The 21,858-nt window shown below is 35.4% G+C and carries 18 protein-coding genes; 13 read left to right on the plus strand and 5 right to left on the minus strand.

Translation table 11 applies throughout. The features are described 5' to 3' along the window. Positions 1-28: 28 nt before the first annotated feature. The 5 genes from ricT (at position 29) to ACMHJ2_RS00885 (ending at position 5,898) form a co-directional block, all read left to right on the plus strand. Complete coding sequence (gene ricT / locus ACMHJ2_RS00865) at positions 29-1,651, plus strand: regulatory iron-sulfur-containing complex subunit RicT (RefSeq protein WP_413511071.1); 1,623 nt, start codon at positions 29-31, stop codon at positions 1,649-1,651. Then, positions 1,638-2,132: a gliding motility lipoprotein GldH gene (locus ACMHJ2_RS00870; protein ID WP_413511072.1), complete on the plus strand. Its 495-nt coding sequence runs from the start codon at positions 1,638-1,640 to the stop codon at positions 2,130-2,132. Before ricT ends, ACMHJ2_RS00870 begins: the two co-directional genes overlap by 14 nt. Before the next feature lie 15 nt (positions 2,133-2,147). After that, positions 2,148-4,448, plus strand: a complete 2,301-nt coding sequence (locus tag ACMHJ2_RS00875; RefSeq protein WP_413511073.1) for a penicillin-binding protein 1A — start codon at positions 2,148-2,150, stop codon at positions 4,446-4,448. Between the two features lie 67 nt (positions 4,449-4,515). Further along, positions 4,516-5,217, plus strand: a complete 702-nt coding sequence (locus ACMHJ2_RS00880) for a CoA transferase subunit A (protein ID WP_413511074.1) — start codon at positions 4,516-4,518, stop codon at positions 5,215-5,217. Positions 5,218-5,241: 24 nt separating this feature from the next. Further along, positions 5,242-5,898: a CoA transferase subunit B gene (locus ACMHJ2_RS00885; protein ID WP_413511075.1), complete on the plus strand. Its 657-nt coding sequence runs from the start codon at positions 5,242-5,244 to the stop codon at positions 5,896-5,898. A 30-nt stretch (positions 5,899-5,928) separates the two neighbouring features. On the opposite strand, the gene ACMHJ2_RS00890 is transcribed toward ACMHJ2_RS00885, so the two are convergent. Further along, on the minus strand, positions 5,929-6,723 hold the full coding sequence (locus ACMHJ2_RS00890; RefSeq protein WP_413511076.1) for an NAD(P)H-binding protein: 795 nt from the start codon (positions 6,721-6,723) through the stop codon (positions 5,929-5,931). Positions 6,724-6,819: 96 nt separating this feature from the next. Between ACMHJ2_RS00890 and ACMHJ2_RS00895 the strand changes: the two genes are divergently transcribed. Next, positions 6,820-8,088, plus strand: a complete 1,269-nt coding sequence (locus tag ACMHJ2_RS00895) for an ectonucleotide pyrophosphatase/phosphodiesterase (protein ID WP_413511077.1) — start codon at positions 6,820-6,822, stop codon at positions 8,086-8,088. Between the two features lie 82 nt (positions 8,089-8,170). Here ACMHJ2_RS00895 and ACMHJ2_RS00900 read toward each other — a convergent pair whose 3' ends face one another. The 4 genes from ACMHJ2_RS00900 to ACMHJ2_RS00915 all read right to left on the minus strand — a co-directional run bounded on the left by ACMHJ2_RS00900 (position 8,171) and on the right by ACMHJ2_RS00915 (position 12,258). Then, entirely contained in the window at positions 8,171-8,944 is a 774-nt protein-coding gene (locus ACMHJ2_RS00900) for a porin family protein (protein WP_413511078.1), read from the minus strand. A 15-nt stretch (positions 8,945-8,959) separates the two neighbouring features. Then, the gene (locus tag ACMHJ2_RS00905) at positions 8,960-10,090 is read right to left on the minus strand and encodes a PCMD domain-containing protein (protein WP_413511079.1); all 1,131 of its coding nucleotides are present in this window, start codon (positions 10,088-10,090) and stop codon (positions 8,960-8,962) included. Positions 10,091-10,361: 271 nt separating this feature from the next. Further along, positions 10,362-11,168 carry a porin family protein gene (locus ACMHJ2_RS00910; RefSeq protein WP_413511080.1) on the minus strand — a complete coding sequence of 269 codons (807 nt, stop codon included), beginning with the start codon at positions 11,166-11,168 and terminating at the stop codon, positions 10,362-10,364. A 1-nt stretch (position 11,169) separates the two neighbouring features. Beyond that, positions 11,170-12,258, minus strand: a complete 1,089-nt coding sequence (locus tag ACMHJ2_RS00915) for a PCMD domain-containing protein (protein WP_413511081.1) — start codon at positions 12,256-12,258, stop codon at positions 11,170-11,172. A gap of 289 nt (positions 12,259-12,547) precedes the next feature. Between ACMHJ2_RS00915 and ACMHJ2_RS00920 the strand changes: the two genes are divergently transcribed. The 7 genes from ACMHJ2_RS00920 to ACMHJ2_RS00950 all read left to right on the plus strand — a co-directional run bounded on the left by ACMHJ2_RS00920 (position 12,548) and on the right by ACMHJ2_RS00950 (position 21,848). Then, positions 12,548-14,872, plus strand: coding sequence for a two-component regulator propeller domain-containing protein (locus ACMHJ2_RS00920; RefSeq protein WP_413511082.1), 2,325 nt, complete (start codon positions 12,548-12,550; stop codon positions 14,870-14,872). Continuing rightward, complete coding sequence (recO, locus tag ACMHJ2_RS00925) at positions 14,872-15,585, plus strand: DNA repair protein RecO (protein ID WP_413511083.1); 714 nt, start codon at positions 14,872-14,874, stop codon at positions 15,583-15,585. The genes ACMHJ2_RS00920 and recO overlap by 1 nt, the downstream gene beginning before the upstream one ends. Positions 15,586-15,736: 151 nt before the next feature. Then, positions 15,737-19,141 (plus strand): isoleucine--tRNA ligase, encoded by a 3,405-nt coding sequence (gene ileS / locus ACMHJ2_RS00930; protein ID WP_413511084.1) that lies wholly within the window; start codon positions 15,737-15,739, stop codon positions 19,139-19,141. Between the two features lie 10 nt (positions 19,142-19,151). Beyond that, complete coding sequence (locus ACMHJ2_RS00935) at positions 19,152-19,538, plus strand: TraR/DksA family transcriptional regulator (RefSeq protein WP_413511085.1); 387 nt, start codon at positions 19,152-19,154, stop codon at positions 19,536-19,538. Between the two features lie 85 nt (positions 19,539-19,623). Continuing rightward, a complete protein-coding gene (locus ACMHJ2_RS00940) occupies positions 19,624-20,217 on the plus strand; it encodes a lipoprotein signal peptidase (RefSeq protein WP_413511086.1) in 594 nt (197 codons plus the stop codon). A 109-nt stretch (positions 20,218-20,326) separates the two neighbouring features. Next, entirely contained in the window at positions 20,327-21,283 is a 957-nt protein-coding gene (locus ACMHJ2_RS00945; RefSeq protein ID WP_413511087.1) for a succinylglutamate desuccinylase/aspartoacylase family protein, read from the plus strand. Continuing rightward, positions 21,276-21,848 (plus strand): 5-formyltetrahydrofolate cyclo-ligase, encoded by a 573-nt coding sequence (locus ACMHJ2_RS00950; RefSeq protein ID WP_413511088.1) that lies wholly within the window; start codon positions 21,276-21,278, stop codon positions 21,846-21,848. The genes ACMHJ2_RS00945 and ACMHJ2_RS00950 overlap by 8 nt, the downstream gene beginning before the upstream one ends. The last annotated feature ends 10 nt before the right edge of the window (positions 21,849-21,858 follow it).

Consider the following 21,858-nt stretch of genomic DNA (forward strand, 5'->3'; position numbering starts at 1 on the left):
ATTAATGATATAAAATACAAATATATAAATGGCTTGTACAAATTGTTCAACGAAGACAGATAGTAATGGCGTACCTCGAGGGTGTCAGAGTAACGGAACATGCGGAACAGATAGCTGTAATAAATTAGCAGTTTTTGATTGGTTGTCAAATATGGTTTATCCAAATTCTGACAGCATTTTTGATATAGTTGAAGTTCGATTTAAGAACGGAAGAAAAGATTTTTACCGTTATTCTAGTGGATTAACTCTTGCAATGGGAGATATTGTTGCAACAGAATCATCACCAGGACATGATGTCGGTATTGTTTCATTGGTAGGAGAACTAGTTAAAGTTCAAATGAAGAAGAAAAAAGTGGATTCTGAAGGGGAAATCTTAAAAATATATCGAAAGGCAACACAAAAAGATATTGATATTTGGCAGGAAGTTCGCGAAAAAGAAGAGCCTGTTCGTATGAAAGCAAGAGAGATAGCTATCAGCTTAAGTCTTGAAATGAAAATATCGGATGTGGAATTTCAAGGAGACGGATCAAAAGCAACTTTTTATTATACAGCGAGTGAGCGCGTTGATTTTAGACAATTAATTAAGGAGTTTGCTAGAGAATTTAGCATCCGAATTGAAATGAAACAGGTGGGATTCCGACAAGAAGCGGCCCGTTTAGGAGGAATTGGATCTTGTGGAAGAGAACTTTGTTGCTCTACTTGGCTAACGGATTTCCGCAGTGTGAATACAGCTGCTGCACGTTATCAACAATTGTCGCTAAATCCGCAAAAATTAGCAGGGCAATGTGGTAAACTAAAGTGTTGTTTAAATTTTGAATTAGACACTTACTTGGAGGCAATAAAAGATATGCCCGATTCAGATACGAAATTATTGACTGTAAAAGGAATCGCATTTTGTCAGAAAATAGATATTTTTAAAGGACAAATGTGGTTTGCGTATGCAAATAATTCAGCAAATTGGTATGTATTGAGCACAGAGCACGTAAAAGAAATTTTGGAATTAAATGCTCAGAGTGAAAAAGGAAATGAATTAGAAAGCTATAGCGAAGATATTCCTTCGGATAAAGATCAATTCCAAAGTGCGGTTGAACAAGATAGCGTTACGCGTTTTGATCAACCTAAACGCAAGAGAAAAAACACAAAACCCAAAGCTAAAACTACCGAACGAGATGGAGCTGGAATATCCGCAAAAGCTGGGGAAAACAGAGAAACTTCTAATGATAAAGACGATAGAAAACGCAGACCGAAAATTAGAAATAAAAATGCAGATGGAAAAGAGAAATCTACGGCAACTGAAGGAGAACGCAAACTAGAAGGTAGAAATGAAGCTCGACCAGAGAGAAAACCGCAAGGAAAATCCGAAGATCGATCAGCTGCAAGACCAGAAAGAAAAGGGGATGCAAGATCAGAAGGAAGAACAGAGGCTAGGAATAAGGAACCTAGAAATGAAGTTCGACCAGAAAATAAACGGGTAAATAAAGAACCTAAAGGAGTGAATGAAAGAGGAAATCAACGAGAAAACGAGCAAGGGAGAGAGGAGAATGAGGGTACTACTCAAAAACCGCGTTCGAATAAACCGAAGCCAAGAAAACCTCGTCCTACTAACCCAAATAATAACGCAAATAATAAGCAAGAGGGTGAAAATAAATAGTCTTTATTTAGCTTTAAGTCTTTTGTTATTCCTGTGTGTCAGCTGTCAACAGGATAGCAAAGTAGTTTTTGACGAATTTCAATCAACGACGGGAATTTGGGATAAAAATGACGTTAAAACTTTCGTTTGGGATGTACAAGATACAGTGACTCCTGCTAATTTATTTATGAATCTAAGGGTAAATAACGAGTATCCTTATAGCAATATGTTTGTCATTTTTAAAATATATAAACCAAGTGCAGCGATTGTCATTGATACCATTCAATTTCAAATGGCTGATCCGAATGGAACCTTATTGGGAAATGGATTTTCAGATGTCAAGGAGAGCAAATTATGGTTAAAAGAGAACTATGTTTTTGATGAAAAAGGTAAGTATAAGATGACCTTGGAACAAGCCGTAAGAGATTTAGGAGACGTGGAAGGCGTACCTACTTTAAAAGGGGTGAGTGAAGTTGGATTTAGAATAGAAAAAGCAGAATAAGTTTTTTAAAATAGTATGAAAAATAAAAAACAAATGAATAAAAATGCAGCTGATTTCAAAAGCTATCTTGTTGGTTTTTGGATTGCTTTTTTGGGTCTTGGTGTAGCAATTATATTGTTTTTCCTTTGTGCTTCTTGGGGAGTCTTTGGAGCAATGCCTACGTTTGATGAATTGGAAAATCCATCGAGCAATGTAGCCACTGAAATTATATCTTCGGATGGTAAAACGATTGGCAAGTTTTACTTGGAAAATCGCGTACCCGTAAAATTTGAGGATTTACCGCCTCATCTTGTTCAGGCCTTAATTGCAACTGAAGATGAACGATTTTACGGTCACTCTGGAATTGATGCCAGAGGAACTTTAAGAGCCGTTACTTCTGTAGGAAGTAGTGGTGGAGCAAGTACAATTACGCAACAATTAGCTAAATTATTATTTCACGGGGAAGGTTCGCGAAATTTAATTAAGCGTATTGCTCAAAAAGCAAAAGAATGGGTAATTGCTGTTAAATTGGAACGTCAATATACCAAAGAGGAAATATTGACCATGTACTTGAATAAGGCTGATTTTGTCAATAATGCAGTGGGAATTCGTTCTGCTGCTAAAGTATATTTAGGGAAAGAACCCAAAGACTTAACGGTCGATGAGGCAGCGATGCTAGTGGGTATGTTGCAAAATCCAGCCTATTTTAACCCGGTTCGCAGACCAGAGCTCGTAGAAAAGAGACGTAATGTTGTTTTGCACCAAATGGCAAAGAATGACTTTATAACGCAAGAAGTGAGCCTTAAACTGCAAGAACAACCCTTGTCTTTGCTCTTTACACCAGAGAGTCATAGAGAAGGTATTGCTACCTATTTTAGAGAGTATTTACGCGATTATATGCGCCGTTGGGTGAAAGAAAATCCCAAAAAAGACGGTACTACGTATGATATCTATAGAGATGGATTAAAAATTTATGTTTCGATCGATTCACGCATGCAAAAGTATGCAGAAGAAGCGGTTCAGGAGCATATAGGTAATTTGCAGGAAGAGTTTTTTATTCAACAAAAAAAGAATAAGAATGCACCTTTCTACCATCTTTCAGAAGCTGATACAGAGTCGATATTAAATCGTGCGATGAAAACCTCTGAACGTTGGCGTCAAATGAAAGATCAAGGAAAATCAGAAGATGAAATCTTAAAATCGTTCAAAGTAAAAACGGAAATGCGAATTTTCTCTTGGAAAGGAGAAATTGATACGGTAATGACTCCAAGAGATTCTATTATCTATTACAAGCATTTTCTACAAACGGGAATGATGTCTATGGAACCAAGAACAGGTCATATTAAGGCTTGGGTAGGAGGAATTAACTATAAACATTTTCAATACGATCACGTAGGACAAGGAGCACGTCAAGTTGGTTCGGTATTTAAACCTTTTGTTTATGCAACCGCAATAGAACAGTTGCACTATTCTCCTTGTGATTCTATTATTGATTCACCGTTTACAATGCCAAAAGGCCGATATGGAATCAGTCAAGATTGGTCACCACAAAATTCAAATAGAAGCTATAAGGGAATTATGACTCTAAAACAAGCTTTAGCAGGATCTGTCAATACGATTACAGCAAAGCTTATGGATAAAGTAGGACCAAAAGCGGTAGTAAATATGACTCGTGAATTGGGAATATCAGCAGATATACCTCAAAGCCCAGCAATTGCATTAGGAGCTGTAGATATTACAGTAAGTGATATGGTCGCGGCCTATAGTACATTTGCCAACCAAGGAGTTTATGTCAAGCCAATTTTCGTAACTAGAATTGAAGATAAAAATGGAGTGGTATTATTTAATGCTGTTCCAGAAACGAAAGATGTGCTAAGTAAGGATGTGGCTTATACCGTTATCAAGTTGCTAGAAGGGGTGACTGAAAGCGGTTCGGGGGTTCGTTTGAGAACGACTTGGCAAGGGCCAGGTTATAAGCGAGTAACGGGGCATCCTTATAAATTTACAAACCCAATTGCTGGTAAAACAGGAACCACACAAAATCAAAGTGATGGATGGTTTATTGGAATGGTGCCAAATTTAGCCACAGGTGTTTGGGTTGGAAATGATGATCGGGCAGCCCATTTTAATACCATGTTATACGGTCAAGGAGCTACAATGGCTTTGCCGATTTGGGGCTTGTTTATGAATAAGTGTTATGCCGATAAAACGCTGCAAGTTTCTAAAGGCTCTTTTGAAGTTCCAGAAGGATTATCTATCCGAGTGGATTGTACGAAAGTGGTGGAAGAAGTTGAGAATGCAGATGATGAACTAGATACAAATGAATTTGATTTCTAATATTGAAAACGCCTTTTTTTAAAGGCGTTTTTTTTATATTTTAGAGCAGTTAATTAAACCGGAAATTATGATAAACAAAAAAGTAGCCAATGTTCAAGAAGCATTAGCTGATGTTCAAGATAATATGACGATAATGCTTGGCGGTTTTGGATTGTGTGGTATACCTGAAAATTCAATTGCAGAGCTTGTTCGCAAGAATATTAAAGGCTTAACTTGTATTTCTAATAATGCAGGAGTAGATGATTTTGGTCTTGGTTTATTGTTGCAAAAACACCAAATCGACAAAATGATTTCATCTTATGTTGGTGAAAATGCAGAATTTGAACGTCAAATGCTTTCAGGAGAACTTGAAGTTGAACTAACTCCTCAAGGTACTTTGGCAGAAAAATGTAGAGCCGCAAAAGTAGGAATTCCTGCTTTTTTTACACCTGCAGGCTATGGAACTGAAGTAGCTGAAGGAAAGGAAGTACGTGTTTTTAATGGAAAACCACATATTTTGGAAGAAGCTTTTGAAGCTGATTTTGCCATTGTAAAAGCATGGAAAGGTGATGAAGCAGGGAATTTAATTTTTAAAGGTACCGCGCGAAATTTTAACGAATGTATGGCAGGTGCAGGAAAAATAACGATAGCTGAGGTGGAAGAATTAGTTCCAATTGGAACTTTGGACCCAAATGAAATTCATGTACCTGGTATTTTTGTGAAACGTATTTTTCAAGGAGAAAAATATGAAAAGAGAATTGAACAACGCACTGTCCGTCAAAGAAAGTAACCAACCAATCGTTAAAAAGAAATTATGTTAGATAAAGTAGGTATTGCAAAACGCATAGCAAAAGAATTACAAGATGGATTCTTTGTAAATCTGGGTATTGGTATTCCAACGCTTGTTGCTAATTATGTACCAGAAGGAATGAATGTCGATTTTCAAAGCGAAAACGGTATTTTAGGTATGGGACCTTTCCCTTTTGAAGGAGAGGAGGATGCTGACTTAATTAATGCAGGTAAACAAACTATAACCGCCTTGCCAGGCGCTTCATTTTTTGATTCATCAACGAGTTTTGGTATGATCAGAGGAAAACATGTTGATTTAACTATTTTAGGTGCAATGGAGGTTTCTGAAAAAGGAGATATTGCAAACTGGAAGATTCCTGGAAAAATGGTTAAAGGAATGGGAGGTGCCATGGATTTAGTAGCGTCAGCAGAAAATATTATTGTGGCTATGATGCATGTAAATAAAGTAGGTGAATCTAAAATTTTAAAAGCTTGCTCATTACCTTTAACAGGTGTAGGTTGTGTCAAAAAAATAGTAACAGAACTTGCCGTTATGGAAGTAACAGATAAAGGAATTAAATTATTAGAAAGAGCTCCTGGTGTATCTGTCGAAGCTATTATCAAAGCAACAGAAGTAGAGTTAATCATTGAAGGAGATATCCCAGAAATGAATCTAGATTAAAGAAGTAAGGAGGTTTTTAACCTCCTTTTTTTATGCAATGTGATAATTTATACCCGTTTTATGTACTATTTTTTCTCCAAGGATTTTTCGATTGGTTTTCCAATCATTTTCACCTAATGGAGGTAAAATTAAATCTAATTCTTCTGCTTCTTTTGTGTAATAAGCCAAGCGATTTTCATAGTAAGGAGATACTAGATTATAAATTTCATTAGATGTAATACCCTGCATTATAATTGCCTCTGTAAATTGAACAATATCCTTGATGTGAATCATGTTAATCGGCAAACCTGGATTATCAAGTATACCGCGATTTACAATATAACGAACTGGTTTTCTATCCGTGCCAAATAAACCACCTAAGCGCAAAATGCAACTGGTTAGTCCTTCTTTCGAAAGCAGTACATTTTCTGCCTCTAAGATTTGTCTGCTCGTTGAATCATTGCTGTACTTACTATTCGTTTCCGTAATGGGATACTCGCTTGGTTGATAAACAGATACAGAGCTCATCATAATTACTTTTTGTATGTTATTTTGTGCTAAATAAGGAAGTAATTGCTCAAAACTCTGTTTGTATAAAGAACTTTCTTCCCCTCGAATGGGTGGAATGGTAACCACTAAAACATCAATTTGTTGTAAAAAGCCATCTATTTGTTTTGCATCTGGATGTTGTAAATCAACTAAATAAGGATTAATCCCTTTCTCTTTAAGTTCTTCTAATTTAGCGGGACTTGTTGTAGAGCCTTTGATTATATAATTTTTATTTAGGAGGTATTGACTCAAGTGTAGGCCTAACCAACCACAACCTAGTATTCCAATCGTTTTCATTTGCATTATTTTTTTAATTCAAAAGATAAAAATAAACAATTACTTTGTGTGTGTGAATTAATCTGTTGATATTTGAAATTATAAATAATAGTAGCCATGAAAAAATTCGTATTGTCTGTGATGACTCTATTTCTTGTGGGAGGCGGTATTTCTGCTCAGGCACAAGAAGTAGAAAAACAAATAGTTATTGAAAAGCGAGAAAATAAAGACTTACAACAAAAAAAACCGTATGTTATTTTGGTTTCTTTGGACGGTTTTCGATATGATTATATTGAAAAACACAAGGCTAAATTTCTGAAAAAGTTGGCTAATTTAGGAACACAGGCAGCATCGCTTATTCCGTCCTACCCTTCGGTTACGTTTCCGAATCACTATTCGATTGTAACAGGGATGTATCCAGGTCACCATGGACTAGTTGGCAATAACATGTACGATCGGAACACAGAAGAACGCTATTCTTTGGGTAATTCAAAAGCAATCAAAGATCCAAAATGGTATGGTGGAACACCATTGTGGGTGTTGGCAGAACAGCAAGGGATGTTGAGTGCCTGTTATTATTGGCCAGGATCAGAAGCTCCTATTCAAGAAACATTGCCAACGTATTATTACCCCTATTCAGAAAAAACAGATATTGATACTCGTTTAAAACAAGTAGAGCAATGGTTAGCTTTACCAGAAGAAAAGCGTCCTCATTTTATTACATTTTATATGCCTGAGGTAGATCATGCAGGACATGCGTTTGGACCAGATGCTGAAGAGACATTCAAAGCGGTTCAGTATGTAGACGAAGCGATGGAAAAATTATATACTAATATTCAAGAATCGGGATTACCTATAAATTTATTTATCGTTTCTGATCATGGTATGCTAGCTTTGGATCAAGAAACGTTATTGTCACTTCCTTTTGAAGTAGATGATAAAGAAATGAAAGTGGTTTCTAATGGTACATATATGAGTCTTTTTATAAATAATAAGAAAGATATAAAAGCATGGTTTGATAAAATAAAAGGTTTGGTTGATCCTAAACTGATGGAAGTTTATTTAAATGAAGATTTACCTCAAGAATTTCATTTTGGTGGTAAAGAGGATCGTTTTGATCGCGTAGGGGATATTGTTGTAACAGCACAAGCACCTTATTATTTTACAAAGAAACCTCTGGCTGGAAGTCATGGCTTTGACCCTAATAAGGTGAAGGAAATGCATGCTCTATTTATTGCAGAAGGACCTCAAATACGCAAAAAGAATCAAGTAAAATCTTTTGAAAATGTTCATATTTATCCTATAATTGCTAAAATATTAGATTTATCTTACTCTGAAAAAAAGATAGATGGTAATACAGAAATTGTAAAACTTATTTTAGAGTAAAGAGATTACACTAATAAAAAAAAGGGAGACCCATAATAATCCTCAGATTACTATGGGTCTTTTTGTTATAATTTGAGATATATTAAAACTGATAACCAAAACCAAGGTTAAGGTAAATGTTGTGCATCGTAAAAGAAATGGCATCAAAATCACGATCCAATAGGCTATTAAAACCATAGGTGGCATCACCAAATAAGAAGAAATGGTCGTTTACTTTCCATTCTGTTCCGAATTGCGCACCCCATTGAAATCGATTTACTTCATTTGAAAAATCGTAATCGGCTTTCTTTCCATCTTCAAAGATCAATTTTTGACCCGTTGGATTCGATTGTCTCAAATAACCGTCGTATACATACCCATCAAATGACCGGTCAATGGCTGTTGAAATATATAAACCACCATATAAATTAAAATGCTCATTTAGATTATAAGTTGCTAAAATGGGAATAGTTAAATAGGTATTTCGAATTTCAGTTTTTACATCTCCAGTGAAATTACCTTTAACATTTGCTCCATTGTAATTGATCTCTGTTAAATAATCTTTTACTCTAGCATCAGTTTTCATTCCTTTTCCTTCTACTTTAATTCCTACGCGAATCCCCCATTTATGTTCATCTGTAAACCATTTTGTTGCATTGGCTTCCATTCCTAGCTGTAAAGTAGGGTTGTAGTTTTTTATCTTTCGTATTTCACGGGGTAAACCTAGGGGAGATGCACCTCCAATGCTAAATTGAGAGCGCAACTGATAGGTCATATTATCCTTGAGAAATTGTTGTTTTTGTGTTTCGTTTTCTTGTGAAAAGGTTGATAGGGCTAAAGAACATAGCAATATCGTATAAATAGATTTAAATTTCATTGCGATAGACTTAAATTAGTTTTTTAAAATTTCAACTTCATCAATATAAAGCGTACTGCCAATAGCTCCATTAAAAAGACTACCTTCCTCACTTGAAGAGAAAACAACAGCAAGTTTATATTTCTTACTAGGATCATATTGCTTACCTTCCACATACGTAAAAGGCACCTCAAATAACGTCCATGTACTAGTTTCTTTCTTGAGTTCTACTGGAATACGTGCAATGGAAACAATTTTTGAATCTACAAAATCGTGATCTCCATATAAGAAATCATTAGGGCCAGCTTCAAAAAGAATAGCATAAGCATCCCATCGATCTTCCTTCAATACATTTTTATCTGGATTGTTTACTTCGAATTTTTTTCCTCTAGTATATTTAAAGAAGCCTCTAAAAACGGTTGGCTCATAGTTAAAGTCGAATCCAAATTTAGTTCCTTTTAAGGGTTTAGAAACGGCAGTAGCTAAGTCAAATTCGCCTAAGAATAAATTTCCTGCTGCTAATGGACTTCCCATTATAGGACCTAGTGGTTTTGTAGATAAAGTGGTCAATTTAATACCATGACCAATAAAACCATCTTTGGTTACTGAGGTTGGAAAATCTTCTGGTTTTTTAGAATTTTGTGAATCACCATCGGTCATAGCAAATCCTTGATTTCCACTTGCCCAATCAAATAGTTTAACTTTTTTTCCGTCCTCATCCTCTCCTTCTTCATAGACAATGTGATAGAAGTCATGCTCATAAAATCCTCCAACTTCTTCTTTAAATGTTTCAAAGTGATAGATAGTAGAAATTTCAGCATTGATAAATTCTATAGTATAAATTTTACTCCAATATTGTCCTTCTGAAGTAACACGATAAACCAAAGGTCCTTGACTAAAATCTCTTGCTGTACCGTTAGCAGGAATAATAGTAGCGCCTTTTGTAAGAACGAATTCTGGAGTTGCTTTAGTAAGATCTAATGCTTTAGAAACTCTAAATGTTACTTTGTCATTACTGATAATAGGGGCGGTTAATAAAAATTCTGGATTTATACTTGCCGTTTCAATATCGGCTTCTGTATTTAATGCTTCATCTTTGATACAAGATGAAAAAAGTAAACCTATACCCATGAATAGGGATAGAAATAAGTAGTTGTTCCTCATCATTGAAATTAGTTTTATTAATGTTTTTTTGATGTAATCATAATGACTACAGAATCTAAGAAATACAAAGTTACTCTATATTGTTGAGAATATCAGTTTTTTGCTTTTATAACATAGTATTGTGAGTATCAATGCTTAAATTGAATTAAAATATTAGATTATTTCAGTACTATTAAGGTAAAACGATCTTTTTTTGATAAAGTGATTTGATATTGATAAAAAAAGGACTACATTTTTTGCTTTGTAGTCCTTTGTTTTGCAAATAGTAAAAGTTTTAGAACTGATAGCCAAACCCTACATTTAAATATATACTATACATTTTAAATGTAATAGCTTCAAAATCTTTTTTAAATAAGTTATTGAGTCCCCAATTAAGGTCTGAAAATAGCCTAAATTGGTCATTCATTTTGTATTCAAAACCTAATTCCGTTCCCCATTGAAATCGATTGAGTTCTCCCGAAAAATCATATTCTCCTTTAGCACCATCTTCAAATTCAACGGGAGTTCCTAAGGGATTACCCTCACGTAGCACACCATCATAAACATAACCTGTAAAATCTTGATCAATAAGACCGGATAAGTAAACGCCACCGTATACATTCCATTTGTCATTTACTTGGTATAAAGCAAGGATAGGGAATGTAACATAAGAATTTTTCATTTTTGTTTTTACATTTCCTGTAAAGTAACCTTTCGTCTGTTTGCCTTCATCCCCATCTATTTGGGTATAGTAATTTTTAACTCGTGCGTCAGTTTTCATTCCGCGTCCTTCGAAGCGAATTCCTACTCTCATTCCCCATCTTTGTTCTGCAGTGAACCATTTAGTGGCATTCATTTCTAAACCAAGTTGAAGGGTTGGATTATAGCTGTTGATTTCTCTAATTTCGGCAGGAATGCCCAATGGAGTACTTCCGCCAATACTAAATTGAGTTCGCGCTTGATAGGCTGTATTTTGGGTGAAAAAGGAAACAAATTTAGAGGAGTTCTGTTGCTCTTCTTTTGACAGTTCAAACGACTGTGCATATAAATTTAATGGTAGAATAACCATACAAATCAATGCGAAATATAGCGATTTTATCATATTACTCTTCTTTGTCATAAACTAATTCTATTTCATCAACTAAAAGAATACTCCCAATAGCTCCCTGAAAAGAAGCTCCCTCAATACTAGAAGTCATTACAATAGCTATCATATACACTTGTTGGGGGTCAAAGGTTTTGCCATCTGCTACTTTAAAAGGGATGGAAAAGGATCTCCATGTTGTGGTTTCAAGCCTATCTTGTTCTGCAATTCGTGCAATTGCAACATTTCTTGGATCAGCAAAATTATGATCCCCTGTTAAGTAATTGTCTCTTTTCTGTGTTTCAAAAATAATGGCATAAATATCAAAAGAATCTTTCGCACCGATTACTTCCTTGAAATTTTCATCTGTTACGACCTCTCCAGCGGTGTATTTATATGACCCTCTTAGGGTTTGAGGTAAATCTCCAGAATAGGGTAGGCCAAAACGAGTGGATTTTAAAGTATTAAAAATATTGAGCTTAAATTGACCTAAAAATAAGTTTCCTGCTGCGATGGGATTGCCTGTAGCAGCCGCAAAACTTGACGTATAAACCGTTTGCATTTTTACAGCTAAGCCTCCTTTTCGTCCTGGAGCAATTGTTGTAGGATAGTCTTCTGCAGGAGTTGAACCTGCAATAGTAGCATACCCCTGATTACCACTGTCCCAATCGTAAATTTTTTCTCCATTTGAACCAATTTCATAAAATCGATAATAACGATCTCTATCGGTTAGTTCTGCATTGTTGAAATCATAAAAAGTACTTAATTCATCACTGGTGAAACTGACATGATAAGTCTTTTTCCAGCGTTGATCTTGTGCCGTGATAATTACCTTTTGAGCCGTAGTGAAATCTCGGGTAACCCCATTTGGAGGATCCATAGTCGCATGAGGAGAAATAATAAAAAAAGGCGTCTGCTTTTCTAAATCGACATTGGATTTTACTCGAAATTCAACAGTAGTATTCGTTATAATAGGATCCATCTTTAAATATTCACTAGGAATATAGGCTTCTAAAATATCTGCATTCGTGTCTGGTTCTTCGTCTTTAATACAACTACTGCATATAAAACTGAGTCCCAAAATAAAGAGAAAAACTTGGTGATTCATGGGTTTACTTGAATTAATTAACGAGCTATTTCAATTACCTTGCCAGTTATATAGGGCTTGTTTTTATATAAGGGAAGGTAGTGTATTTTTGGTTAGTTAAAGACGTTTCTACTACTTTTTTACTTTCATTAATCCGCTTAAGTAAGAAAAAATGAGATAAGAAATATGTACCGGAATATCTGGTATAAGCGCCTCAATAAAAGTTAAATCGATTTGCAATTCAAAATTGCATCAAGGAGTGCGTAATTACGTTGATAATAGTATATTTGTTTGATTGTAAATAGGCTATATGAAAATCAAAAGTTTAATAGGATTGTTGTTTTTTATGGTTACGAGTGTATGGGCTCAAGATAATCACAAGTGGAATAGCTATTTTTCTTATAAAGAGTTAGTAGCACTTGCTAAAGGGAAAGACGTTGTTTTTGGTGCTACACCATCGGCCTTACTTCGCTATAACGTAAATCAAAATAGCATTGAGGTTTACAATTCCATCAGTGGATTAAAAACCAATACAATTACGGCACTGTATTTTAGTGAAGTACATCAAAAGCTTTTGATAGGAAATGAAGATGGAAGTTTACTTGTTTTTGATTTAAAAAATGATCGCATACGAACCATTTTAGATATTAAGAATAAACCGTCGTTGCAGGTTTTTGAACGAAGAATAAATGCTTTTTCTGAAGTTAAGGGACAAGTTTATATTGCGACGAATTATGGAATTAGCGTTTTTAATCTAAATAACAATACGTTTGGGGATAGTTATTATATCGGACAAAATGGCAAGAACAGTATCGTTAAGGATGTAATGGCTACTAACCAGGATTTGATTGCCATTACTGTGGAAGGAATTAAACAGATTGACTTACAAAATAACAATAAAGTAGATTTTAAACAATGGGAAACCTGGGAAAATGGATCGCAGTGGGAAAATGGATATGCTTTGGGTGATAAGTTATTTTTGAGTACTAAAGAAGATCCCGTTTTATATCAATTACTTCAGCCGAATGAGGTAGTACCAGTGGTGGAGTTTCAACAACCTATTGTGAAATTTAATGAAAATGAACAAGGTAATTTGTTGATAATCACAAATTCTAAGGTGTTTGCCTTGCAAGGTGGAAATCAACTGATCGAAGTGATTAACCATGGGAATGTAGTCAATGCTCTTGAGGTGAATGGTTTCTATTATTTTGCAAGTAGTTCCGAGGGGTTGTTTCAAATGGCAAAAATGGGCCAAAAAGAATCCCTATCGCCAGATGGTCCAGAATCCAACCGTGTGTTTTCTTTATTGGCCACAAAAGCAGGAACGTGGTTTATTAGTGGAGGATATGATAAAAATACGTATAACCCTTATGTACCTACTTTGGCTGCAAGTGGATTGAGTTATTTTAATAAGAAAAAAGGATGGGAATTTATATCCTTTTCTAGATTAAAGGAAGCGAGAGCTTTAACCTATGCAACCTTAAATCCTAAAAATGAGGAAGAATTGTATGTAGGATCCTATCATTCAGGTTTGCTGCAAATCAAATGGAAAAATAAAGATATTCAACAAAATGAGGTTGTGCTATTTAACCATGAGAATACAGGAACAGCAGGTTTAGAAAATTTGGAAATCGATCCAGAAAATACCACACTACCACAAGGGTATGTTAGTGTTCGTGTAAATGGTGTTGTTTTTGATAAACAAGGTAAATTGTGGGTAACAAATAATTTTGTAGAAAGAGCGCTTAAATCTAAGGACGCCAACCAAAAATGGGAGTCCTATTATACGTCATACGGTATGTTTGATTATAAGCGAGGCAACTATGGCCGGTTGGTTGTAGATAAAAATGATACCAAATGGATTCCTTCTTTAGAAGACGGACTTATTGCTTTTAATGAAACTAAAAATAACCGACTCGCTTCTTTAAATACAGATCTAGGAAATTTGCCATCCAATACTGTGAGTACATTAGCTGTAGATAAAAGCAACCAATTATGGATAGGTACCAATAAGGGATTGCGTATAATTCAAAATGTGAATCAATTTTTACAAACCACCAATTTGCAGCCTACCAACATCGTAATTGAAGAAAATGGTATTGCCGAAGAGTTGTTTTATCAACAATACATTACTAAGATTGAAGTAGACGGTGCAAATAGAAAATGGATTGCTATTGCCGATGCAGGCGCTTTTTTGGTTTCGCCAACAGGCAAAGAAATTATTTATCACTTTACGAAAGATAATTCCCCTTTACCTAGTAATACCATCAATGATATTGCTATAGACCCGATTGCTGGAGAAGTTTTCTTTGCCACCGACTTAGGTGTAGTTTCATTTATGGGAGACACGTCTGAGGGACAAGAATCCAATAGCTCTTTTTATGCATATCCTAACCCAGTTCGGCCTGAATATTTGGGTGAAGTTCGCATTGTCGGATTGATGGATCGTTCTGTTGTGAAAATTACCGATATTGAAGGAAACTTAGTTTTTGAATCTACAGCTAATGGAGGAACAGTTGTTTGGGATACGCATGCGTTTAATGGAAAAAGAGTTGGTTCGGGTGTGTATTTGATTCTGGTAGCTTCAGAAGATAGTTCGAATACAAAAGTTAAGAAATTAATGATAATTCGTTAATGGTTATACAGACAAAAGCCATTGTACTTCAGGCCATAAAGTATCAAGATAAGAGTTTAATCGTGAAATGTTTGACCAAAGAGGTGGGGATTCAAACCTTCTTTGTGCGCAATGCATTTGCCAAGGGTAAAAATGCACAGAAAATAGCCTATTTTCAGCCTTTGATGTTGTTGGATGTAACTTTTTCTTTCAAAAATAAAGGAGGAATGGAGTACTTCAAGGAAATTAAAGTGGACCAGATATATCAAAGTATTTATTACGACTTTTCCAAAAATAGTATTGCCCTTTTCGTTAGTGAGATTTTGAGTATGGTCGTCAGCGAACAAGAACGGGATGAGCAGTTTTATACTTTTGTAGAGGCCGCTTTGTTATGGCTTGATACCCACGATGAGACCGCTAATTTCCATCTCTTACTGTTGGTTGAATTGACCAAGTATTTAGGATTCTATCCAGATGCATCGGAGATGGAATGTCATTATTTCGATTGGTCAGAGGGTGTTTTTACAGATACGCACGCTGCTAATTGCTTCGATGGAGAAGAAACTTTTTTGTTTAAGCGTTTGTTGCACCTCGGATTTGAATCAGATCAAAAAGTGTTTTCATCCCGCGATAGAAAAGCGTTATTAACTTTGTTAATGAAATACTACGAAACTCATTTTTCCGCATTTAAAAAACCAAAATCACTAGAGATTTTAAAGGAAGTGTTTACTTAGTTTTACAGTTGGCCGTTTATAATTAACTGTCCACTAAAAAAAGAAGAATTTGTTGCGATTTTTGGCCTTTTTATTAGGTATAATTTGATACGTAATTGGATGAAAATGCGTAAATTCGCCAAATTGATTAAAAAATAGTAGAATAATAACGATGAGCACTAAATTTACAGAATATAAGAATCTTGATATGTCAGGGGTAGCCTCTGAGATGCTAGAGTTTTGGAAGGAACAAGCCATATTCGAAAAAAGTATTAGTACGAGAGAGGATAATAAGCCTTTTGTATTTTTTGAAGGTCCTCCTTCAGCTAATGGTAAACCTGGTATTCACCACGTTATGGCTCGTACAATTAAAGATATTTTTTGTCGATATAAAACGCAAAAAGGATTTCAAGTAAAGCGAAAAGCGGGCTGGGATACACATGGATTACCTGTTGAACTTGGAACAGAAAAAGAATTAGGAATTACAAAAGAAGATATCGGGGTAAAAATTACCATTGAAGAATACAATAAAGCCTGTATGCGCACAGTGATGCGTTATACAGATTTATGGAATGAATTGACTCAAAAAATGGGTTATTGGGTGGATATGAATGATCCATACGTAACGTATAAACCGAAATACATGGAGTCTGTTTGGTGGTTATTGAAACAGATATACGATAAAAATTTATTGTATAAAGGATATACTATCCAACCGTATTCGCCAAAAGCAGGTACAGGACTATCTTCCCATGAAATTAATCAACCTGGAGCTTATAAAGATATCACGGATACAACGATTGTTGCACAGTTCAAAGCGATCGAACAAACATTACCTGAATTTTTACAAGGTTTTGGTGCAGTTCATTTTTTAGCTTGGACTACTACACCTTGGACATTGCCATCCAATACAGCACTAACCGTTGGACCTAAAATTGAGTATGTATTAGTTAAATCATTCAATCAATACACAGGAGAAGCAATCCGTGTGATTTTAGGGAAACCTCTAGTTGGCAAACAATTTGCAAGTAAATTTACGCTAGTAGAAACAGAAGAAGAATTAAATAGCTATAACGAAGGAGATAAAAAAATCCCGTATTTAGTAGTTAAAGAATTCAAAGGGTCTGATTTAGTGGGTATTAAATATGAGCAATTGCTACCTTATACATTACCTTATCAAAATCCAGAAAATGCGTTTAGAGTAATTGCTGGGGATTTTGTAACTACCGAAGATGGTACAGGTATTGTACATACAGCACCTACTTTTGGGGCGGATGATGCAAAAGTAGCCAAAGAGGCTACACCAGAAGTTCCTGCGATGTTAATCTTAGATCAGGAAGGCAATGCCGTTCCACTCGTTGATTTACAAGGTCGTTTTGTTAAAGAAATGGGCGATGAATTTGGTGGGAAATATGTGAAAAATGAATATTATGAGGATGGTGAAGCACCTGAACGTTCAGTAGATGTTGAAATAGCAATTAAATTAAAAGAAGAAAATAAAGCATTCAAAGTAGAAAAATACGTACACAGTTATCCACATTGTTGGCGAACAAATAAACCTATTTTATACTATCCCTTAGATTCTTGGTTTATCAAGATAACGGAAGTTAAAGATCGTATGTTCGAATTGAATGAGACTGTTAATTGGAAACCAAAAGCAACGGGTGAAGGGCGTTTTGGAAATTGGCTAAAAAATGCCAATGACTGGAATTTGTCGCGCTCTCGTTATTGGGGAATTCCACTTCCAATCTGGAGAACAGAAGATAAAACAGAAGAATTAATCATCGGGTCTGTGGAGCAGATTATGGCTGAAATTGAGAAATCAAGGCAAGCGGGCTTCCAAGAATCAAACCCGTATGAAGGATTTGTTGTTGGCAATATGTCAGAAGAAAATTATGAGCACATTGATTTACACAAAAATGTAGTAGATGGGATTGTTTTAGTTTCTCCAAGCGGAAAACCAATGTATCGTGAATCAGATTTAATTGATGTGTGGTTTGATTCGGGTGCAATGCCTTATGCACAGTGGCATTATCCTTTTGAAAATAAAGAATTAATTGATCAAAATGAGGCTTATCCAGCAGATTTTATCGCGGAAGGAGTGGATCAAACACGTGGATGGTTTTATACTTTGCACGCAATTGCTACTTTGGTATTTGATACCAAGGCGTATAAAAATGTGGTGTCCAATGGATTAGTTTTGGATAAGAATGGATTGAAAATGTCCAAAAGCTTAGGCAATACGGTTGATCCTTTTGAAACGTTAGGCGAACACGGACCTGATGCAACCCGTTGGTATATGATTTCGAATGCAAACCCTTGGGATAACCTGAAGTTTGATTTAGAAGGAATTACCGAAGTAAGAAGAAAATTTTTTGGAACACTCTATAATACCTATAATTTCTTTGCGTTATATGCTAATATTGACGGATTTAAGTATGCAGAAGCAGAAGTTCCTTTAGAAGATAGACCAGAAATTGACCGTTGGATTTTATCCGAGTTAAATACGTTGGTACAAAAGGTAGATGAGTTTTATGCTGAATATGAACCAACAAGAGCCGCAAGAGCAATCACCGAATTTGTAACAGAAAACTTGAGTAATTGGTATGTGCGTTTATGTCGTAGAAGATTCTGGAAAGGGGAATACGCCCAAGATAAAATTGCCGCTTACCAAACATTGTATACGTGTTTAATTACCGTTGCTAAATTAGGCGCTCCAATTGCTCCATTCTATATGGATAGACTTTACAGAGACTTAACTTTAAGAACAAATCTAGAAAATTTTGAATCTGTACATTTGGCTGATTTCCCGAAATTCGATGAGTCGTTTGTCGATGCTGGTTTAGAAAGTAGAATGCACAAGGCTCAGATTATTTCCTCTCTGGTTTTATCTTTGCGTAAAAAAGAAATGATCAAAGTGCGTCAGCCTTTACAACGCGTTATGATTCCTGTTTTGGATGAAAATCAACGTTTAGAAATTCAAGCGATTGAAGATTTGATTAAAGCGGAGGTGAATGTAAAGGAAATTGAACTACTAGATGATGCATCGGGTATCTTAGTCAAGCAAATTAAACCTAATTTTAAAACATTAGGACCGCGCTTTGGAAAGGATATGGGCTTGATTGCTAAGGAAATACAAGGGTTCACCCAAGAGAACATTCTGGAGATTGAGAAAAATGGAGAGATTCATTTAAAATTAACAGAAAAAAGTATTATATTAACACTTTCGGATGTTGAGATTACTTCTCAAGATATTGAAGGATGGTTAGTCGCTAACGAAGGGGGTATTACGGTTGCTTTGGATATCACAATCACAGAGCAGTTGCGTAAAGAAGGCATTGCTAGAGAATTAGTAAATCGCATTCAAAACATCCGTAAGGATTGTGGATTTGAAATTACAGATAAAGTTAAAGTTACATTGCAAGATGTAAAGGAAATTAGAGAAGCGGTTTTGGCTAATGAAGATTATATTAAATCTGAAACATTAACTCATACATTGGAATTTGTAGAAACGTTGGAAAACGGAGTAGATGTAGAGTTTGATGAGCTGAAAACACGAGTATTAATTTTAAAATAAAATTAAAATTATGAAAGAGACAGGCGAATTAGTACGTTATTCTGACGCAGAGTTGGCAGAATTCAAAGAGTTGATTCAAACTAAAATTGAAAAAGCACAAGCAGATTTAGAATTAATCAAAAGTGCGTATATGAATGATTTGAATAATGGGACAGATGATACGTCTCCAACATTTAAAGCATTTGAAGAAGGTAGTGAAACCATGTCTAAAGAAGCAAATTCTCAATTGGCTATTCGTCAAGAAAAGTTTATTAGAGATTTAAAAAATGCTTTGGTTCGTATTGAAAATAAAACATACGGATTGTGTAAAGTGACAGGTAAACTAATTGATAAAGAACGCTTGAAATTAGTTCCACATGCCACCATGAGTATAGAAGCAAAGAACATGCAACGATAATTCAGTAAATGAACGCTCTTTTAACTAAAAGAGCGTTTTTTTTATCACACAAAATCGTTTACATTTGCTTCTAAAATAGAAGAGAATGTCAGTTAAGAAAGCCTATTTATTAGTTGCTATAATTTTAATTATTGACCAGTGGTCAAAGATTTATATCAAAACGAATTTTTTGTTAGACGAAGAGATTTTTGTCTTTGATTGGTTTAGGATACATTTTATAGAAAACGAAGGAATGGCTTGGGGTGTTTCTCTTCCTGGAGATTATGGAAAATTGGCGTTAACCTTGTTTCGAATTGTTGCCGTTTTCGGTATCGGATGGTGGTTGCAAGATTCTGTGAAAAAGAAACTCTCTAATTACTTGATTGTGGCCATATCTCTAATTTTAGCTGGTGCAGTTGGGAATATCATAGATTCTATTTTCTATGGTGTTATTTTTGATGATAGCACACATCAATTAGCCACGATATTTACCGATAAACCCTATGGCACATTTTTCCATGGAAAAGTAGTGGATATGCTTTATTTCCCTATATGGAAAGGTACTTTACCGCAGTGGTTGCCAATATGGGGGGGGAAATACTTTACCTTTTTTAATGCTATTTTTAATTTTGCAGATACCGCTATCTCTGTAGGTGTAGGAATTTTAATCGTTTGGAATAAGCGAATTTTTAAGAATTAAAACTTTTCTGCTCTTTTAGAAGTTTCTAGACTATCCTAGCATATGCTTGAGTAAAACTTGAGTAAAAGAAGAATTTTACTATCTTCACTACTTGAAAATTGAGTTGGCTATGAAAATATTAGAGGAAGTAATTTTACCCGGTGAGACCAAAACCTTGCATTTAGAAATTGCTAGACTGCATACGGCTACCAAATTAAAAATTCCAGTAATTATATCGCGGGCTCGCGAAGAGGGACCCACCATACTTTTGTCGGCCGGATTGCACGGGGATGAACTCAATGGCGTCGATATTGTACGACAAATTGTTCACCGTGGAATCAATCACCCGAAAAGAGGGACTATTATTTGTATTCCCGTTATTAATATCTTTGGCTTTATCAATCAAACCCGAGAATTTCCCGATGGGCGTGATTTAAATCGCGTGTTTCCGGGTAGTAAAACTGGCTCTTTAGCTGGGCGATTTGCCTATTATATTTTGAACTATATTATTCCGCATGTAGATTTTGTACTTGATTTCCATGCAGGAGGACAAAGTAGATTCAATTCGCCTCAATTGCGTATTTCTACGGATGATAAAGAAACACTAGAGCCCTTAGCTTCCATTTTTCACCCTCCCTTTTTGTTGTATTCTAATCAAATCACAGGGTCTTTTCGAAGTGCTTGTGCAAAAAGAGGTGTAAAGATGTTGCTTTTTGAAGGGGGAAAATCACTGGATATTAATGCGGAGGTTTCCAAGATGGGCGTAGAAGGAACGAAGCGTTTTTTGCGCCATTTTGATATGTTACTCGACGAATTTGACATTGAACAGCGCAGAGAGAAAATGGTGGTTATTACGCAATCCATTTGGGTGAGAGCTAAACAATCCGGATTGATGCATGACCAAGTTACAGTAGGTACCTATGTTAGAAAAGGGGAAGCACTTGCTTATATCTCCGATCCCTATGGAAAAGAAAATCTAATGATTAAAGCACCCAATAGCGGGTATGTAATTAATGTCAATGATTCTCCGATTGTTTACCAAGGAGATGCTATTTTTCATCTATCAAAAAACACGAGTAATGAATAAAAGTGCGTTGCGTCAAGCGTATATTCAACAAAGAGATGCGTTAACAGAAGAAGAAATAGAGGATAAGAGCTTAGCCATTGCCAATCAATGCTTGCGTCTGCCTATTTGGGATAAAACGAATTATCACTTGTTTTTATCGATTGTCAAAAAGAAAGAAATTGATACGGAGTATCTCCTACAGGTATTAGCAGGAAAAGACAAAAATATCATTCTTTCTAAATCGGATTTTACATCAGGGGAGATGAAGCATTTTCTATTGACTGATAATACCGTATTGCGTGTAAATAACTATGGAATTCCCGAACCACAAGATGGAATTCAAATACAAGAATCACAACTTGATGTTGTTTTTGTTCCATTATTGGCCTTTGATAGCAAAGGAAATCGCGTCGGATATGGCAAAGGATTCTACGATCGTTTTTTACAACAATGTAAACCAGAGGTACTCAAAGTAGGCCTTAGTTTTTTTGAAGCCGAAGAGGAGATAGACGATGTTTCGGACTTGGATATCGCCTTGGACTATTGTGTTACCCCTACTAAGACGTATGCGTTTATAGCAAAATAAAGCGATGAAA

The sequence above is a fragment of the Myroides odoratus genome, assembly GCF_965118575.1.
GTDB lineage: Bacteria > Bacteroidota > Bacteroidia > Flavobacteriales > Flavobacteriaceae > Flavobacterium > Flavobacterium odoratum_B.

Coding starts and splice junctions, on each gene's coding strand:
- recO (WP_413511083.1), top strand. CDS start 14,872: ATGGTTATACAGACAAAAGCCATTGTACTTCAGGCCATAAAGTATCAA.
- ACMHJ2_RS00895 (WP_413511077.1), top strand. CDS start 6,820: ATGAAAAAATTCGTATTGTCTGTGATGACTCTATTTCTTGTGGGAGGC.
- ACMHJ2_RS00950 (WP_413511088.1), top strand. CDS start 21,276: ATGAATAAAAGTGCGTTGCGTCAAGCGTATATTCAACAAAGAGATGCG.
- ACMHJ2_RS00900 (WP_413511078.1), bottom strand. CDS start 8,944: ATGAAATTTAAATCTATTTATACGATATTGCTATGTTCTTTAGCCCTA.
- ACMHJ2_RS00875 (WP_413511073.1), top strand. CDS start 2,148: ATGAAAAATAAAAAACAAATGAATAAAAATGCAGCTGATTTCAAAAGC.
- ACMHJ2_RS00905 (WP_413511079.1), bottom strand. CDS start 10,090: ATGATGAGGAACAACTACTTATTTCTATCCCTATTCATGGGTATAGGT.
- ACMHJ2_RS00885 (WP_413511075.1), top strand. CDS start 5,242: ATGTTAGATAAAGTAGGTATTGCAAAACGCATAGCAAAAGAATTACAA.
- ACMHJ2_RS00890 (WP_413511076.1), bottom strand. CDS start 6,723: ATGAAAACGATTGGAATACTAGGTTGTGGTTGGTTAGGCCTACACTTG.
- ACMHJ2_RS00910 (WP_413511080.1), bottom strand. CDS start 11,168: ATGATAAAATCGCTATATTTCGCATTGATTTGTATGGTTATTCTACCA.
- ileS (WP_413511084.1), top strand. CDS start 15,737: ATGAGCACTAAATTTACAGAATATAAGAATCTTGATATGTCAGGGGTA.
- ACMHJ2_RS00915 (WP_413511081.1), bottom strand. CDS start 12,258: ATGAATCACCAAGTTTTTCTCTTTATTTTGGGACTCAGTTTTATATGC.
- ricT (WP_413511071.1), top strand. CDS start 29: ATGGCTTGTACAAATTGTTCAACGAAGACAGATAGTAATGGCGTACCT.
- ACMHJ2_RS00880 (WP_413511074.1), top strand. CDS start 4,516: ATGATAAACAAAAAAGTAGCCAATGTTCAAGAAGCATTAGCTGATGTT.
- ACMHJ2_RS00920 (WP_413511082.1), top strand. CDS start 12,548: ATGAAAATCAAAAGTTTAATAGGATTGTTGTTTTTTATGGTTACGAGT.
- ACMHJ2_RS00935 (WP_413511085.1), top strand. CDS start 19,152: ATGAAAGAGACAGGCGAATTAGTACGTTATTCTGACGCAGAGTTGGCA.
- ACMHJ2_RS00945 (WP_413511087.1), top strand. CDS start 20,327: ATGAAAATATTAGAGGAAGTAATTTTACCCGGTGAGACCAAAACCTTG.
- ACMHJ2_RS00940 (WP_413511086.1), top strand. CDS start 19,624: ATGTCAGTTAAGAAAGCCTATTTATTAGTTGCTATAATTTTAATTATT.